The following is a 17,272-nucleotide window of genomic DNA, read 5'->3' on the forward strand; positions in this document are numbered from 1 at the left end:
ATGGTTCATTCCTCGATTGTGCCCTCCCGGCGGCGGACCTCGGTCTACCCCCGTCTCAGCGCGGCTACCAGCGCCAGCATTCGTGGATGATCGACGAGGTCGTCGACCCAGACGGCCTTGCCGTTGTGGTCGGCCAGTGGAACGCGCCAATTCTCGTACTGAGTCTCGTCGGTGCCCGGCTGGTTCTGAATTCTGTTCTCGCCCACTGCATCGACGAGGGCGACTCCCAGCAGGAGCGACGGGGTCCGAACGATGAGCCGATACAACGCTTCGATCGACTCTTGCTCGGAGGCACCTGCGGCGAGCAATCCTCGCTCACGGGCGAGATCGAGCACTGCCTCCCGGCTTGCGGTGTCCTGCTCGATCTCGGCGTCGAGATCTCGTTCGAGCAGTCCGAGCCGATCACGGAGCGCGATATGTTCGCCCCTCAGATACCCGAGGGTGGGCGGGAGATCATGCGTGGTGACCGACGTCAGGCACAACGCGCGGTAATCCTCCGGAGCAATCGGTGCGCCATGGTCATTCTCGAACCACAGAATCGAGGTACCGAAGAGTCCTCTTTGCCCCAGATACTCCTGCACACGTGGTTCGAATACCCCTAAGTCCTCGCCGACGACCACAGCCCCGGCTCGCTCGGCCTCGAGCACGAGGATTCCGATCAAAGCTTCGTAGTCGTAGTGGACGTATGCCCCTTCGCCTGGGGTTTTCGAGCCCTCGGGAATCCACCAGAGTCGGAAGAGCCCGAGAATATGGTCGACGCGTACGCCGCCGGCATGACGAAGCACCGTTCTCAGCATGTCGCGATACGGCGCGTATCCCAGTTCGCGGAGTCTGTCGGGGTTCCACGGCGGCTGGTTCCAGTTCTGGCCTTGCTGATTGAAGTTGTCCGGTGGCGCCCCGACGGTGACGCCTGCGGTCAGCGCATCTCCCAAAGTCCAGGCGTCGGCTCCCTGTCGGTGAACCCCGACGGCCAGATCGTGCATGATCCCGATGTCCATTCCGGATGCAACGGCTACGCGCTGCGCGCGGTCGAGCTGTTCGTCGCAGATCCACTGCAACCATTTGTGGAAGTCGATACGTTCGGCGAGATCCTTGCGCTGGCCGGTGGCGAAGTCGGTGTGCGGATGCGCTGCCGCGCTCGTCCAGACAGGTGAATCAGGTCGATATTTCTCAGCCAGTGCGCACCACAGGGCGAAATCGTCGAGACCTTTTCCTTCCCTCGCGACGAATGCGTCGAAGTCGTTCTTCCGTGCCGCGGAACGCTCGACGCGGTGAATACGCTTCAATGCTCGGAGTTTCGCGCGGAAGGATGGGTCGCGGTCGATGCTGCGGGTGCGCTTGTTCGCCTTGACGAAACTGCGAGCAGACTCGCGAACCTTGGCGTACTGCTCACGGCTCAGGTATGCAATTTCCGCAATGTCCTCGACCCGGATGTACATCGGATCGAAAAAGCGCCTCGTCGTCGGCAGATAGGGGGATGCCTCCACCGGTGGAGCGGGACGTTGGGCATGCATCGGGTTGACGAGGAGATAGTCGAACCCATGGGTTCGACCTGCCACGGCAGCCAGGTCGGCGAGGTCGGCATAGTCACCGACGCCCCAGGAGCGGTTCGAGCGAATGGAATACAACTGCGTCAGCAGACCGGTTCGCTGTGTATGGGTCAAGACATCGTTGGTCGACAATCTCTTCGGTGTCACTGCAATCGGGCACTGCGCCGTCGTTGCATGATCGGAATCAGGCGTACTCACCGCAGTCAGGGTGTGCCATCCGAGAGCTAAATCGCCGGGAATGTCGAAAGTGGCGCGGCCGACTGGTGCGCCGTCGATGTTGCGTGGTTCCACCCAGATCTGAACCTGTTGCAGCGGAACAAGCTCGCCGGTTTCTGTCGTGATCGTTGCGGTGACGGGATCCCCATGGGGCACATGGATTTCCACGTGTTGCGACTCACCGAAGATCGTCACGACGACCGGTGGGACCATGCGGCGCCATGGTCCCTCGTCGAGATCGACGAGGGACTGGGCAACGTCCGCTTCGGTCTCGGCGGCGATGCCTCGTGCTCGGAGTATCTGCTGCAGCGTCTGCTCGGATACTTCGTGCTCTGCCTGATCCCAACCCCGATAGGACGTCGAGATACCGGATCGTTCGGCGAGCTCGGCCAACTGCGCTGTGTAGTCCACAGCTTGATCGTGCCAGTACCGACAGCTCACGTCACCTGCTGACACACCGCAGCCGCCGATCGACGCGAGACGGAATGCCGCACCCGTGCGCTCGACCGTTGGGAGAGTCGCCGTTCAGTGCCCAGGTCCGTATCGGCATCGTGCCGAAATCGACCGGCGTGGAAAATGAAGCAACTCGCAAGGATTGAACTCGGAGGACCCGGGTACTCTGACTCCGGCCGATGCAGTTGCGTTCCCAAGGGGCCACATGACTTCGACCGACACAAACTTTTGGACGACTGATAGGGAGAGCGGATGACTGGCGTCGGCAAGATCGAAGAGCTGGAGCGAAACTCTGGCGCGCCGGTCGAGCTGCGCGTCGTCGCGGACGCCGAGCAATTGCCGGTAGTACGCGCGGTTGCCGAAACGCTTGCGGTCCTTGGTGATTTCACCCTCGACGACATCGCCGACATCAAGTTGGTAGTCGACGAGGTGTGCTCGGAACTGATCGCTGGGGCGCTACCCGGTGCAGAGCTCACCTGTGCATTCACCGTGAGTGACGTCGGCATTCGGATTTCTTCGAGTTCGGTCCTGGTTGCCGATCAGGTGCCGAAGTCCGATAGTTTCGGCTGGCACGTTCTACAGACATTGACCGATTCGATCGCGATGAGCGAGCAGTCCACACCAGATGGAACGTCCGTGTCGGTGGACGTGGTCAAGCGGAGGAGCAACACCTAGTGCCTGCGCCGTACGAAAAGACCGCGCGGCGTCAGTCCGACGACTACAGCGAAGTAGTCCCACTCATCCAAGAGATGCAGTTGTTGGACAAGGACTCACCGCAGCGGCAGGTTCTTCGTGACCGCATCATCACTCGATGCCTACCTCTCGCGGAGCACATTGCGCGACGCTTCGGCGGCCGCGGAGAAGCTCACGAAGATCTACTCCAGGTCGCCAGGCTCGGTCTCGTCAATGCCGTCGACCGGTTCGACATCGAACGCGGATCCGACTTCGTTTCCTTCGCGGTCCCGACCATCATGGGTGAGGCGCGGCGGTACTTCCGAGACGCTGGTTGGTCGGTTCGTGTCCCGCGGCGGATGAAAGAGCTCAACTCCATGATCTCCGGGGCGGTGGGGTCGCTGTCGCAGAAGCTGGGTCGCGCGCCGACGGCGAGTGAGATAGCTGCGGAGTTGGGCATCGATGTCAAAGAAGCCTCGCAGGCACTGCTGGCTCGCAGCGCCTATCAAACGGTGTCCGTGGACTCGGTAGTGAGCGAAGATCGCTTGCCGTTGATGGACACCCTCGGTGACTACGACCCGGAACTCGAGAAGATGGAAAGCTACCTCACCGTGCGGCCGGCGCTCGAGAAGCTACCGGAGCGTGAGCGGCAGATCGTCGTTCTGCGATTCTTCGGTTCGATGACGCAGACCCAAATTGCCGACCGCATGGGCATTTCACAGATGCACGTGTCGAGAATTCTGTCGAGAACTCTCACTCAACTGCGCGAGGAACTCGGGCCGAGCTGACCTCGAACCGGCTCCGCGCCGTAACATCGGGCGACGATGTCTTCAGCCCCGAGGAGTGCCCAGGTGCCACCCGCAGTAACCACAGTGTTCGACGACCTGGATCTATACGTGGCGGTGCCGCGGGTGTCGGATATGGCGATGTCCGTGGACGGGTCGAGAGTCGTCGTCGTGGTTTCTCGGCTCGACGCCGACAAGGCGACCTATGTCGGTGCTCTCTGGGAAGTCGACGTCGAAGGTTCAGCACCCGCCCGCCGCTTGACGTGGAGTGAACACGGCGAAAGCGGTCCTGCTTTCACCGCTGAGGGGGACCTCTACTTTCTGCGTCGAACGTCACCGGACGACGAGTCGGCAGCGGTGTGGTGTTTGCCTGCTGGTGTCGGCGAGGCCTACGTTGTCTCGAAGCGAGGCGCCGGCTATTCCGGCTTGAAAACTGCGAACCATTCCTCACGTTTCGTGGCGATGTCCGATGTCATGCCCTCTGCCGGGACCGAAGAGGTGGACGAACGGCTTCGTCAGCTGCGTAAGGACAAAAAGGTCGGTGCAATCCTGCATACCGGCTACCCCATTCGTCACTGGGATCACGACCTCGGACCGGCGACCCCGCATCTCTATGCCGGAGACGGCGACGGCGACGCCCGTCGGGTCACCGCGAACGCCGAAGGAGCTCTTCACGAAGCGTCCTACAGCATCAGCGCCGACGGTTCGTTCGTCATCTCGACCTGGACGATTCGAGGTGCCCTGGCAACCTCGCGCACTGTGCTGGTCCGAGTCGACCTCGACACCGGAACGCGCACCACGATCGTCGACGACGACGGTGCCGATCTCGGCTCGCCGTCGATCTCACCGGACGGTTCACGAGTGGCCTTCGTCCGTGAATCGTTGTCGACGCCCGAACAGGCGCCTCGAATGACATTGCAACAGTATGTGTTCGAAGATCGAACGGTGTCCGATCTGGCTCCTGAATGGGATCGGTGGCCGTCGAATCCGGTGTGGTTGTCCGACGGCACCGGAGTGTTGGTGGTCGCCGACGACCGCGGTCGTGCCCCGGTATTCCTGGTGCGCGACGGCGTGGCCAACCCGGTGACCACTACCGATTCCGCGTACAGCCACCTCCACGTGGCGTCGAGCGGGGTCGTCTTCGCATTGGAGGCGTCGTACCGGCAACCCCTGCATCCGGTTCGGATCGACATCGAGTCGGGTGTCGTGCATCCGTTGGCACTCGAGGAGCCGTCACCGGTGCTTCCTGGGACACTGACCGAGGTCGAGACGGTGACCGAGGACGGCCAACATGTGCGAGCGTGGCTTGCCCTACCGGCCGATGCTTCGGAGGCGGCACAGGCACCTCTTCTGCTCTGGGTGCACGGTGGGCCGCTGTCCTCGTGGAACACGTGGTCGTGGCGTTGGAATCCCTGGGTGATGGTCGCGCGGGGGTATGCGGTGTTGTTGCCGGATCCAGCGCTGTCCACCGGTTACGGCCAGAGTTTCGTGGATCGTGGCTGGGGGCGGTGGGGCAAGGAGCCGTACACCGATCTGCTGGCCGTCACCGACGCTGCTGCCGCGCTCGAAGAGGTCGACGGCACACGTACCGCTGCGATGGGTGGATCGTTCGGCGGATACATGGCGAATTGGATCGCCGGCCACACCGACCGTTTCGATGCGATCGTCACTCACGCCGGCCTGTGGGCGCTCGATCAGTTCGGCCCCACCACCGACGCCGCGTACTACTGGCAGCGCGAGATGTCACCCGAGATGGCCTTCGAGAACTCACCGCATCTGTATGTGGCAGACATCGACACGCCGATGCTGGTCATTCACGGAGACAAGGACTATCGCGTACCTATCGGTGAAGGTCTTCGTCTGTGGTTCGAGCTGCTCAGTGAATCCGGACTTCCCACCGATGACGAAGGAAAGACCGACCATCGGTTGCTGTACTTTCCGTCCGAGAATCACTGGGTTCTCGCTCCACAGCACGCCAAGATCTGGTACGAGGTCGTGTTGTCTTTCCTTTCCGAACACGTCCTCGGAATCGAGATGGAGATCCCCGAGATATTGGGGTGACCGGGCGCTGGCAGTGGGGCCGGTAGTGGGCCTGTCGGTATCGAATCGGCTGACAACTAGAATCGACCGGTGACCAGTTCAGTGCCAGAGAACCCAGCCAACCCCGCCGATGCCCAGGACCGCAGCGTGGGTAGCGACCTAACCGGCTTGCCGAAGAGCTGGGACCCGAGCGAGGTAGAGGCCGAGCTGTATCAGGGCTGGGTCGACGCCGGCTACTTCGAAGCCGACGCCACGAGCGACAAGCCTCCGTATTCGATCGTGCTTCCCCCGCCGAACGTGACGGGAAGTCTGCACATGGGGCACGCGCTCGATCACACGTTGATGGACGCGTTGAGCCGTCGTAAGCGCATGCTCGGATTCGAAGTCCTCTGGCTACCGGGGATGGATCATGCTGGTATCGCGACGCAGACCGTGGTGGAGAAACAACTCGCGGCCGAGGGAAAGACCAAGGAAGACTTCGGCCGGGAACTTTTCATCGACAAGGTGTGGGACTGGAAGCGTGAGTCGGGCGGCACCATCGGCGGCCAGATGCGCCGCATCGGTGACGGTGTCGACTGGTCTCGCGAGCGGTTCACGATGGACGACGGCCTCTCGAAGGCGGTACAGACCATCTTCAAACGCATGTTCGACGACGGCTTGATCTACCGGGCTGAGCGACTGGTCAACTGGTCGCCCGTGCTGCAGACAGCCATTTCCGATATCGAAGTCAAGTTCGAGGACGTCGAAGGCGAGCTCGTTTCGCTGCGCTACGGCTCGCTGAACGACAACGAGCCCCACGTCATCGTCGCGACCACCCGCGTCGAGACGATGCTCGGTGACACGGCGGTTGCCGTCCACCCGGGCGACGCCCGCTACCAGCATCTGCTCGGAACGACCCTCGAGCACCCGTTCACCGGCAGACAGATCCCGATCATTGCCGACGACTACGTCGATCCCGAATTCGGCACGGGCGCGGTCAAGATCACCCCTGCCCATGATCCCAATGACTTCGAGATGGGTCTGCGGCACAACCTGCCCATGCCCACGATCATGGACAAGGCAGGTCGGATTGCCGACACCGGAACCGAGTTCGACGGCATGGACAGGTTCGAGGCCCGCATCAAGGTTCGTGAGGCGCTGGCCGAGCAGGGACGCGTCGTTGCGGAAAAGCGTCCTTACTTGCACAGCGTCGGACACTCCGAACGCAGCGGTGAGTCGATCGAGCCGCGACTGTCGTTGCAGTGGTGGGTCAAGGTCGATGGGCTCGCTGCCGCCGCAGGCGATGCAATTCGCAACGGCGACACGACTATCCATCCGGCGAGTCAGGAGCCCCGCTGGTTCGCGTGGGTCGACAACATGCACGACTGGTGCATTTCGCGTCAGCTGTGGTGGGGTCACCGCATACCTATCTGGTACGGCCCGAACGGTGAGACGGTGTGCCTCGGCGCCGACGAAACGCCGCCCGAGGGTTGGGTGCAGGATCCTGACGTCCTCGACACGTGGTTCTCGTCCGGGTTGTGGCCGTTCTCCACTATGGGTTGGCCCGATGCGACCGATGAGCTCGCCAAGTTCTACCCCACCAGCGTGCTGGTCACCGGCTACGACATTCTGTTCTTCTGGGTCGCCCGCATGATGATGTTCGGCACCTACGTCGCATCCGATCCGGCACTGGGTTCGGGGGAGGCCGGCAGTAAGGTGCCGTTCAAGGACATCTTCCTGCACGGACTCGTACGTGATCAGTTCGGCAAGAAGATGTCCAAGTCCAGAGGAAACGGCATCGATCCACTCGACTGGGTCGACCGCTTCGGGGCAGATGCGTTGCGTTTCACCCTCGCTCGCGGTGCGAACCCGGGTGCGGACTTGTCGGTGGGTGAGGATCACGCGCAGTCCTCACGAAACTTCGCGAACAAGCTGTTCAATGCGACCAAGTTCGCCCTGATGAACGGCGCTGCGCCCGCACCACTTCCGGCGCGAGCGGAACTGACGGACGCCGACCGGTGGATTCTCGATCGCCTCGACGAAGTACGCGCCGAGGTCGACGTCGCATTCGAGCGCTACGAGTTCAGCAAAGCCTGCGAGGGGTTGTACCACTTCGCGTGGGACGAGGTATGCGACTGGTATTTGGAGATCGCCAAAGTGCAGTTCGGCGATACCGCACAGGCTGATTCGACTCGCACCGTGCTCGGCAACGTGCTCGATGCGCTACTGAGGCTCTTGCATCCGGTCATCCCATTCGTCACCGAAACACTGTGGAAGGTATTGACCGGCGGCGAGTCGATCGTCATTGCGTCGTGGCCTACACCTTCGGGCGACGTCGCGGATGTGGTTGCTGCACAGCGTGTTGCAGATATGCAAAAGCTCGTGACCGAGGTTCGACGCTTCCGTAGCGATCAAGGTCTCAAGCCGTCGCAGAAGGTCGGCGCGAGGCTCGTCGGGATCACCGACGCCGATCTGTCCACCCAGGTTCATGCCACTCGCGCTCTTGCACGACTGATCGAACCTGCCGAAAATTTCACCGTTACGGCCTCGGTGGAGGTTCGACTGACGAAGGCGACGGTGACGGTCGAGCTCGACACTTCGGGAACCGTCGACCTCGTCGCCGAGCGCGCGCGATTGGTCAAGGACCTCGCCGCGTCCGAGAAGGAATTGACACAGACGACGAGCAAACTGAGCAACGAGGCGTTTCTCGCCAAAGCCCCGGACGCCGTCGTCGACAAGATCAAGAGCCGACAGCAGATCGCAATCGAAGAGATTGCGCGAATCACTGCCCGGCTGGAAACGGTGGGGCAGTAGTGACCGAATCCTATTCAGCTCCTTCCCGACCCAGTCCGGTGGACATGGCCGAACTGGCGCTTGTCGAGGCCGAACTGGACAAGCGGTGGCCGGAGACGAAGATCGAGCCGTCGACTACACGGATCGCGGCACTGATGGACCTTCTGGGGTCACCGCAGAAGGCGTACCCGTCGATTCACGTTGCCGGTACCAACGGAAAAACGTCGGTGACCCGCATGATCGATGCCTTGCTGACGCATTTTCATCGCCGAACCGGCCGGACCACCAGTCCGCATCTGCAATTGGCGACCGAACGGATCAGCATCGACGGCATCCCGATCTCGCCCCGGCTGTACGTGGACACCTTCAACGAAATCGCTCCGTTCGTAGAGATGGTCGACGCGCAGTCCGAGGCCGCAGGCGGACCACGGATGAGCAAGTTCGAGGTCACCACCGCCATGGCGTTCGCGGCGTTTGCGGAGGCGCCGATCGAGGTCGCCGTCGTGGAGGTTGGGCTCGGTGGTAGGTGGGATGCCACCAACGTCGTCGACGGTGAAGTAGCCGTGATCACCCCGATCGATATCGACCACGTCGAGTTCCTCGGGGGCGATCTCGGTGGTATCGCCAAAGAAAAAGCCGGAATCATCAAGAAAGCACCGGAGCGGCTCGTTCCGCGAGACACCGTCGCCATCCTGGCCGAGCAGAAGCCTGAAGTTGCCGAGGTGCTGTTGCGCGCCGCGGTGGAAGCCGATGCTGCCGTCGCCAGGCAAGGTTCGGAATTCAGGGTGCTCGCGCGTCGGATCGCCGTGGGCGGTCAACAACTCGAGTTGCAAGGTCTCGGTGGGGTGTACACCGATATCTTCCTACCGCTGCACGGAGAGCATCAAGCGACGAACGCGTCGTTGGCGCTCGCCGCGGTCGAGGCGTTCTTCGGCGCGGGCTCCGATCATCAACTCGACGTGGACATCGTTCGAGCGGCCTTCGCATCCATCGTCAATCCCGGCAGGCTCGAACGCGTGCGCAACGCTCCAACAGTGTTTCTCGACGCGGCACACAACCCACATGGGGCCAGAGCGCTTGCTGCGGCTCTCACCGACGAATTCGACTTCCGGAAACTGGTCGGAGTCGTCAGTGTCATGGGCGACAAGGATGTCGAGGCCATGTTGACGGTGCTCGAGCCGGTGTTCGACGAAATCGTCGTCACGCACAACGGATCACCACGAGCAATGGACGTCGAGGAACTCGCAGGCCTGGCCGTCGCGAAGTTCGGCGACGAGCGCGTGGTCGTCGCCCCGACGCTCGCCGACGCGCTCGAGACCGCCATCGGGCTCGCCGAGGAAGTTGCGGATCCCGGTGAGGCGGTCTCGGGTGCCGGGGTGATCGTCACCGGATCGGTAGTCACCGCCGGAGCAGCTCGAACATTGTTCGGAAAGGAGCCCGTATGAGTGAGACAGGGGAGGGCGGTAGCGAGTTCAAGCCGCCGGCAACCGATCCGTGGAAAGGCTTCCGCGGAGTCATGGCAGGGACCCTCGTTCTCGAGGCCATAGTCGTTTTGCTCGCGTTACCCGTCGTGTCGACAGTCGGAGGCGGCCTCGGCTGGTTCTCCACGTTGTACCTGGTGGGGATGGCCGTGGCGTTCATCCTTGCCGCAGGTATGCAAGGACGACCGCAGGCGATGCAGATCAACCTCGCGCTTCAGGTGTTCGTTCTGCTCGGTGGGTTCATCCACCTGTCGATCGCAATCGTGGGAGTGGTGTTCCTCGCGGTGTGGATATATCTGCTGTACCTGCGGCGGGACATCACTCGACGGATCGAACGCGGCATGCTCAGAGGTCAGCGGGACTGAGACCTCGAGTCCGGCGGATATCGGCACATCATGGTGGGTCTGAGCGTAGGTCCTCGGAGTCCGTCCACTACTGTCTACGTTCGTGACCGAGCGCACCCTTGTACTGATCAAGCCAGATGGAGTTGCCCGCCGCTACGTAGGCGAGATTCTCGGCCGAATCGAGAAGAAGGGATTGAGTATCGCAGCACTGGAACTCAAATCCGTTTCTCTCGAGCTGGCCGGCGCGCACTACGCCGAACATAAAGACAGGCCGTTCTTCCCAGCGCTACTCGAGTTCATCACCTCTGGACCGGTCGTCGCAGCAGTGTTGGAAGGGCCGAGAGCCATCGCTGCCTTCCGTCAGATCGGCGGAGGCACCGACCCTGTCGAGAAGGCGGTTCCAGGAACCATTCGTGGCGATCTTGCCCTCGACGGTCAGCAGAACCTCGTGCATGGATCGGACTCCGTCGAGTCCGCCGAGCGTGAGATCGCGTTGTGGTTTCCAAGCCTTTCCTGATTCTCGACACCCTGATTCGGGTTCGCCCGCCATGCCGCCGACTACAAGATCGGAGCGGCGTGGCGGGTTCGCTTCACCCGGTGTGGGATACTCGTGAAGGTTGCTTTCACAACACACGCTTCACCTCGAAAAGTTTTTCCTGTAAAAAATTTTGCCGTTACCAGTTTTGTGCAACACCGAACACGAGCGTCACGCCAGTGCCGTTCTCGTGAAAGTGACCGGATGACACCCGCAGTGCGATGCCCGTCATCGCTGCCGAACACGTAGGAAGACCTCCCACGCGCCGGCATGCTTGATGATCAGGCGCTCGGACTCGGGACACCATAGCCATCCAGCCAGGCACCGTGCATCCGTACGCCGACCACTCGCTGTGGACGGTGCACTCCGTGCGGAGCGCGACTTACGATCTGGCGTCAAACCGACGTCAGCACACTAGGATTGCTCTCGCGTGGCCGCGTCGCACCAGCTTCGACTCAGGTGGACGCGCCCGGGGGCCCGAGGAGACTTACGTGGCCGACCAAGCCCCGCCCGAAGATGTACAGAATTCGAACTCAGGAAGTTCGGTCGATGACGAATCGTCATCCAGCCGAAGTCCGGCGTTCCCTGAGCGCCTCCGAGTGCATGCACTCGCGAAGATTCTCGGTGTCACCAGTAAACAGGTACTCGCCAAACTAGGTGAGCTCGGAATAGAGGCGCGCAGCGCACAGTCCAGCCTGGGACGCGACGTCGCCGAGACGGTGTATTCCTCGTTCGCACCTGCGACCGAGGCGCCGCCTGCGCCAGTCGAGACGGCCGCCCCGATCGTGGTCGAGCCGGTGCCTGCTGTCGAAGCTCCGACACCGGTGCCTGCTGTCGAAGCCCCGACAGTGGACAGTCCTCCCGCGCGCCCTGCGTTCGCGATTCCGGTGTTCCTCCAGCCGGAAGCGATAGTCGAGGCTCCCAAGCGTCGACGAAGCCGGAAAGCAGCAGGTCCTGCCGCTGAGCCCACGTCGACGCCTGCCGTCGAAGAGCCATCGGTTCTCGTCGCCGATCCGGTCATCGAGCCGGACAAGGCTCCCGTTCGCGGCAAGCCCGTTGTCGACGCCGCCCCGGATGCAGCTGCTGACACAACCGATATATCGGACACAGTCGACAGCTCGGACACTTCCGAGGACGCCGACAACTCGGACGACAACGATGATCAGTCGCAGCCGAGGCGGCGTCGGCGCGGTCGCCGTGGTCGTGGACGCGGACGTGGGGAGCAGTCTGGTGACGGCAGTTCGGACGACGACTCGGACGATGCCACCGAAGGTGACGACGATTCGAGTGAGGACGCAGCGTCGTCATCCTCGGACATGCACTCGTCCGAAGACGATGCTCCCGTATCCGGCTCGGCTGAATCCGACCCCACGGATTCCGACGTAGCAGACGCGCAGAGTGCCGATTCCGAGAATTCGGATAGTGACTCCGAGAACGAGGACAAGCCTGCGGGCGAGCGTCGTTCACGTCGCCGTAGTCGTAGTCGTTCGAACGTCAAATCCAGCGATACCGATGATGCCCAGAAGCAGGCCTCGGACACGGAATCGGAAGAGTCTGTCGATTCGCCGGTGGACTCCGCCGACGACAACGACAACGATGACGAGGATTCGTCCGACGGCTCGAGTCGTCGACGCCGCAGACGTCGTCGTCGCCGCAGCAGCACCGGTGACGCCTCGTCCGAGTCCACCGAGACCGAGGACGACCCACCGAACACCGTCGTGCACGAGCGCGAACCGCGGAACAAGTCCCGTAGCAAGGACGAGGTCCAGGGAATCACCGGCTCGACCCGACTCGAAGCGAAGCGTCAGCGCCGTCGCGACGGACGTGACGCCGGACGCCGACGGCCACCGATTCTTACCGAGTCGGAATTCTTGGCACGTCGTGAGTCGGTCGACCGGGTCATGGTCGTCCGCGAAAAGTCGTTCCCCGACAACGGCGTGACCACACAGGTCGCCGTTCTCGAAGACGGCGTATTGGTCGAGCACTTCGTCACCAGTAGCGCGTCCGCGTCGATGGTCGGCAACGTCTACCTCGGCCGCGTGCAGAACGTGCTGCCGAGCATGGAAGCTGCATTCATCGATATCGGCCGTGGCCGTAACGGTGTCCTGTATGCCGGAGAGGTCAACTGGGACGCAGCAGGTCTCGGTGGCAACTCGCGCAAGATCGAACAGGCGCTCAAGCCGGGTGACCAGGTTTTGGTGCAGGTGAGCAAGGATCCGGTCGGGCACAAGGGTGCACGTCTGACGACCCAGCTCTCGCTGGCAGGCCGCTACCTGGTCTATGTACCCGGTGGCAGCTCGACAGGTATCAGCCGCAAGTTGCCCGATACCGAGCGGAAGCGCCTGAAGGAAATTCTTCGCGACATCGTTCCCCCCGAGGCCGGGGTGATCATTCGTACCGCAGCCGAAGGGGTCAGCGAAGACGAACTCGCGCGTGACGTGATTCGTCTGCAGACACAATGGGCGACCATCGAAGAAGCGTCGGCCAAGGCGGAAACAGGTAAGGGTTCGCAACCGCAGGCACTGTACGAAGAGCCGGATCTGCTGGTCAAGGTTATCCGTGACCTGTTCAACGAGGACTTCGTCAAACTTGTCATCGAAGGTGACAAGGCCTGGGACACAACATCGTCGTACATCGAGACGGTAGCGGCGGACATGCTGCCCAAGCTCGAGCGCCACATCGCCGAGCCCGGTCGACCAGACGTGTTCGAAGCGCACCGGGTCGACGAGCAATTGGCCAAGGCACTCGATCGTAAGGTCTGGCTGCCGTCCGGAGGCACGCTCGTCATCGATCGCACCGAGGCGATGACCGTGGTCGACGTCAATACCGGCAAGTTCACCGGTGCAGGCGGCAACCTCGAGGAGACGGTGACGCGGAACAATCTCGAGGCCGCCGAAGAGATCGTTCGGCAAATGCGCCTACGTGACATCGGCGGAATGATCGTCGTCGACTTCATCGATATGGTGCTCGAATCCAACCGCGACCTGGTGTTGCGCCGTCTCACCGAGTCCCTCGGTCGTGACAGGACGCGCCATCAGGTGTCCGAGGTGACCTCACTCGGGCTCGTTCAGATGACGCGTAAGAAGATGGGCACCGGTCTCATCGAAGCGTTCTCGACCACGTGTGAACACTGCCAGGGCCGGGGGATCATGGTTCACCCGTACCCGGTCGAGGCGAAGACCGATGACGGCTCGCGGTCCTCTTCACCGCGCTCCGAATCGAGTACTCCGCGCAAACGCCGCGGTCGCGACAAGTCCGACAACGACAAGACCGACAATGTGGCTGACGCTACGAACAGTCCTGCACCGAAGAGTCAGCCCGACGCACACGAGCACACACCGGACCTGTCGGTGAAGCGTGCACACCCCGTGGCCCTCGCGATGGCTGCACATCACGACGACGTGGTCGACGATGTCACTCCGGCCGAGGTACTCGATGCGCACTCGGAGTCGAGTACGTCTTCGGAACCGAAGATCATCGATGCCGCCGAGGTTGCTCGTGTTCGAGGCGGGGATACCCAGTCAGCATCGACCGGATCAGTAGCAACCGAGGTACAGCCGGACTCGACGGTCACAGGGGCTGCTGTCGAAAAGGCAGCGGACCCAGCTGTGTCCGAGGAGTCTCCGGAACCGGTCGTCAAAGCGCGTCGAGGTCGCCGTGTTGCCCGCAAGTCAGCAGCACCGACGGCCGAGACTCCCGACGCAGCTGCCGTATTCGTGATTCCCGCTACACACGAGGAGCCGGCAGCGCCGCCGGAGCCGTCGGTGACGACGGTCGTCGAACCGATGTCCAGTGCTCCCACCACGGACGAGGTGCCCGTGAAGAAGCCTCGCCGACGTCGGGCAGCGGCACGCCCGGCAGGGCCGCCGGTGGACGCGGAATAGCGAGTCGACGGGCAGTTTGACCACGACTGCCCGTCTGCCGTAACCTGACAAGGTCGCTGCCGGTGACAATTTTCTGCTGTGCCTCGACGGAATTTCGGTCGAGTGCGGCGGCGGACGCACCCGGTGGCAAGTAACACCGCACGAAATACCGCAAGAATCACATGCACGATCCAGACCAGTCGTGTTGCCATGGGCAATGCGAGCAAGTTCGAAGAAGCAAGGGGTAGCCCTCCGATGGCAACGTACGCGATCGTCAAGACCGGCGGAAAGCAGTACAAGGTCGCTGTTGGTGACCTCGTCAAGGTCGAGAAGATCGAGGGAGCGCTCGGCACTGCTGTCTCGCTTGCTCCGGTCCTCGTCGTAGACGGATCCGATCTGACCACCGATGCCGACAAGCTGGCGAAGATCTCGGTAACCGGTGAGGTCGTCGAGCACACCAAGGGTCCGAAGATCCGCATCCACAAGTTCAAGAACAAGACCGGCTACCACAAGCGCCAGGGACACAGGCAGAAGCTCACTGTCCTGAAGGTCACCGGCATCAAGTAACCAGGTCTGTTCAGTACTGACTTTTCAGCGCTGACATTCACCCCGAGGAGGGTATGCAACATGGCACATAAGAAGGGTGCATCAAGCTCCCGTAACGGTCGCGATTCGAATGCGCAGCGCCTCGGCGTCAAGCGTTTCGGCGGCCAGACCGTCAGCGCAGGCGAGATCCTGGTTCGTCAGCGCGGCACGCACTTCCACCCCGGCGTCAACGTCGGCCGTGGCGGCGACGACACACTGTTCGCTCTGTCCGCAGGCGCAGTCGAATTCGGCGCCAAGCGTGGACGCAAGACCGTGAACATCGTTCCGGTCGCAGTAGAGGCCTAGTCTCCGCTGCACAATCTGCGTCGGATGGTTTTCGCAAGGCTCACGCCGCGAAAATCTCGACGCGCTCGAGCTCGACGATGAGGGTGGACCAGGGTGAAAATGCCCGGTCCGCCCTTATCGTATTTGTGGGCATAAAAATATTTCGGTCGCACACTCGACCGAGGAAGGATCGAAGGCAGTCATGTCACGATTCATCGACCGCGTGGTGCTGCACGTCAGCGCCGGTAAAGGCGGCAACGGCTGCTCTTCGGTTCACCGCGAGAAGTTCAAACCGCTCGGCGGTCCAGACGGCGGAAACGGTGGCCAGGGAGGCGGCGTGATCTTCGTCGTCGACAGCAATGTCCACACGCTGTTGGACTTCCACTTCAATTCTCATGCCAAAGCCAGCAATGGAACCCAGGGCATGGGTGGCAACCGCGAAGGCTCGAACGGCGAGGATCTGATCCTCAAGGTGCCCGACGGGACGGTAGTGCTCGACAAGGATGGTCGCATCCTCGCCGACCTGATCGGCGAGGGTACTCGATACGCTGCTGCGCCCGGTGGTCGCGGTGGGTTGGGCAACGCCGCGCTCGCCTCGAAGGCACGTCGCGCACCTGGATTCGCGCTGCTCGGCGAAGAAGGTATCGAGCGCGACGTGGTGCTCGAGCTCAAGTCGGTCGCCGACATCGGTCTCGTCGGCTTCCCGTCGGCGGGCAAGTCCTCGTTGGTGTCGGTGCTCTCTGCCGCGAAGCCGAAGATCGCCGACTACCCGTTCACCACGTTGGTTCCGAACCTCGGTGTCGTTTCGAGCGGCGACACCACCTATACGGTGGCCGACGTTCCCGGCTTGATTCCCGGTGCGAGCGAAGGGAAGGGCCTTGGCCTCGAATTCCTTCGACATCTCGAGCGAACCGCCGTTCTGGCGCACGTAGTCGACTGTGCAACCCTGGATCCGGGTCGAGATCCCGTCTCGGACGTCGATGCCCTCGAAGCGGAGTTGGCGGCCTACAAGCCGGCAATGCTGGGCGACGCGAGCCTCGGTGACCTAGCCGACCGACCGCGCATCGTCGTGCTGAACAAAGCTGATATTCCCGAGGCCGCCGAACTCGCCGAGATGGTGACGCCGGAGTTCGAGGCGCGTGGATGGCCTGTCTACACCATCTCGACGATCACCCGCGAAGGTCTCAAGCCGTTGATCTTCGCGCTGGGCAAAATGGTCGAGGACTACCGTCTCGCTCATCCTCCGGCCGAGAAGCGCCGACCGGTGCTCCGTCCCGTCGCGCGCAACGACGAGGGTTTCCAAGTCATCAAGGATCCCGATATCGAGGGTGGGTTCATCGTTCTCGGCACGCGCCCGGAGCGTTGGGTGCGCCAGACACAGTTCAGCAACGACGAAGCAGTCGGTTACCTTGCTGACCGTCTCGCACGCCTCGGTGTCGAGGATGCGTTGATCAAAAAGGGCGCCCAGCCAGGTGCATCTGTGACCATCGGTGATGTCTCCTTCGATTGGGAGCCACAGACACCGGCGGGTGTGGAGATCACCATGACCGGACGTGGCACCGATGCGCGGCTCGATCAGGTGGAGCGAATCGGTGCAGATGAGCGCAAACACGCACGTCGGGCCCGCCGCGGACTCGACCTCGAAGAGTGAAGTGTAAGTTCCGGTGAATTCTGAATCCTCTTCGGCTGCA

Annotated in this window: 12 protein-coding genes; 11 read left to right on the plus strand and 1 reads right to left on the minus strand. The window is 62.3% G+C overall.

Annotation, left to right across the window (positions count from 1 at the left end; translation table 11 throughout):
• Positions 1-44: 44 nt before the first annotated feature.
• The gene (gene malQ, locus E5720_RS18370; RefSeq protein ID WP_136171825.1) at positions 45-2,177 is read right to left on the minus strand and encodes a 4-alpha-glucanotransferase; all 2,133 of its coding nucleotides are present in this window, start codon (positions 2,175-2,177) and stop codon (positions 45-47) included.
• 294 nt (positions 2,178-2,471) lie between these two features.
• On the opposite strand from malQ, the gene E5720_RS18375 reads away from it, so the two are divergent.
• From E5720_RS18375 to obgE, 11 genes are all read left to right on the plus strand, one after another.
• Positions 2,472-2,894, plus strand: coding sequence for an ATP-binding protein (locus E5720_RS18375; protein WP_136171826.1), 423 nt, complete (start codon positions 2,472-2,474; stop codon positions 2,892-2,894).
• Positions 2,894-3,679 (plus strand): SigB/SigF/SigG family RNA polymerase sigma factor, encoded by a 786-nt coding sequence (locus E5720_RS18380; RefSeq protein WP_084344662.1) that lies wholly within the window; start codon positions 2,894-2,896, stop codon positions 3,677-3,679. The genes E5720_RS18375 and E5720_RS18380 overlap by 1 nt, the downstream gene beginning before the upstream one ends.
• Positions 3,680-3,715: 36 nt before the next feature.
• Positions 3,716-5,737 carry an alpha/beta fold hydrolase gene (locus tag E5720_RS18385; RefSeq protein ID WP_136171827.1) on the plus strand — a complete coding sequence of 674 codons (2,022 nt, stop codon included), beginning with the start codon at positions 3,716-3,718 and terminating at the stop codon, positions 5,735-5,737.
• A gap of 69 nt (positions 5,738-5,806) precedes the next feature.
• On the plus strand, positions 5,807-8,509 hold the full coding sequence (locus E5720_RS18390; RefSeq protein ID WP_136171828.1) for a valine--tRNA ligase: 2,703 nt from the start codon (positions 5,807-5,809) through the stop codon (positions 8,507-8,509).
• A 44-nt stretch (positions 8,510-8,553) separates the two neighbouring features.
• The gene (locus E5720_RS18395) at positions 8,554-9,933 is read left to right on the plus strand and encodes a folylpolyglutamate synthase/dihydrofolate synthase family protein (RefSeq protein WP_136172804.1); all 1,380 of its coding nucleotides are present in this window, start codon (positions 8,554-8,556) and stop codon (positions 9,931-9,933) included.
• Complete coding sequence (locus tag E5720_RS18400; protein WP_136171829.1) at positions 9,930-10,334, plus strand: DUF4233 domain-containing protein; 405 nt, start codon at positions 9,930-9,932, stop codon at positions 10,332-10,334. The genes E5720_RS18395 and E5720_RS18400 overlap by 4 nt, the downstream gene beginning before the upstream one ends.
• A gap of 82 nt (positions 10,335-10,416) precedes the next feature.
• On the plus strand, positions 10,417-10,830 hold the full coding sequence (ndk, locus tag E5720_RS18405) for a nucleoside-diphosphate kinase (RefSeq protein WP_084344669.1): 414 nt from the start codon (positions 10,417-10,419) through the stop codon (positions 10,828-10,830).
• Positions 10,831-11,339: 509 nt separating this feature from the next.
• On the plus strand, positions 11,340-14,732 hold the full coding sequence (locus E5720_RS18410; RefSeq protein WP_136171830.1) for a translation initiation factor IF-2 N-terminal domain-containing protein: 3,393 nt from the start codon (positions 11,340-11,342) through the stop codon (positions 14,730-14,732).
• Between the two features lie 234 nt (positions 14,733-14,966).
• The gene (rplU, locus tag E5720_RS18415; protein ID WP_084344673.1) at positions 14,967-15,278 is read left to right on the plus strand and encodes a 50S ribosomal protein L21; all 312 of its coding nucleotides are present in this window, start codon (positions 14,967-14,969) and stop codon (positions 15,276-15,278) included.
• Between the two features lie 60 nt (positions 15,279-15,338).
• On the plus strand, positions 15,339-15,602 hold the full coding sequence (rpmA, locus tag E5720_RS18420) for a 50S ribosomal protein L27 (RefSeq protein WP_072802495.1): 264 nt from the start codon (positions 15,339-15,341) through the stop codon (positions 15,600-15,602).
• A gap of 181 nt (positions 15,603-15,783) precedes the next feature.
• Positions 15,784-17,232: a GTPase ObgE gene (gene obgE, locus E5720_RS18425; protein WP_136171831.1), complete on the plus strand. Its 1,449-nt coding sequence runs from the start codon at positions 15,784-15,786 to the stop codon at positions 17,230-17,232.
• The last annotated feature ends 40 nt before the right edge of the window (positions 17,233-17,272 follow it).

Origin of the sequence: Rhodococcus sp. PAMC28707, from assembly GCF_004795915.1 — a bacterium.
Lineage (GTDB): Bacteria > Actinomycetota > Actinomycetes > Mycobacteriales > Mycobacteriaceae > Rhodococcoides.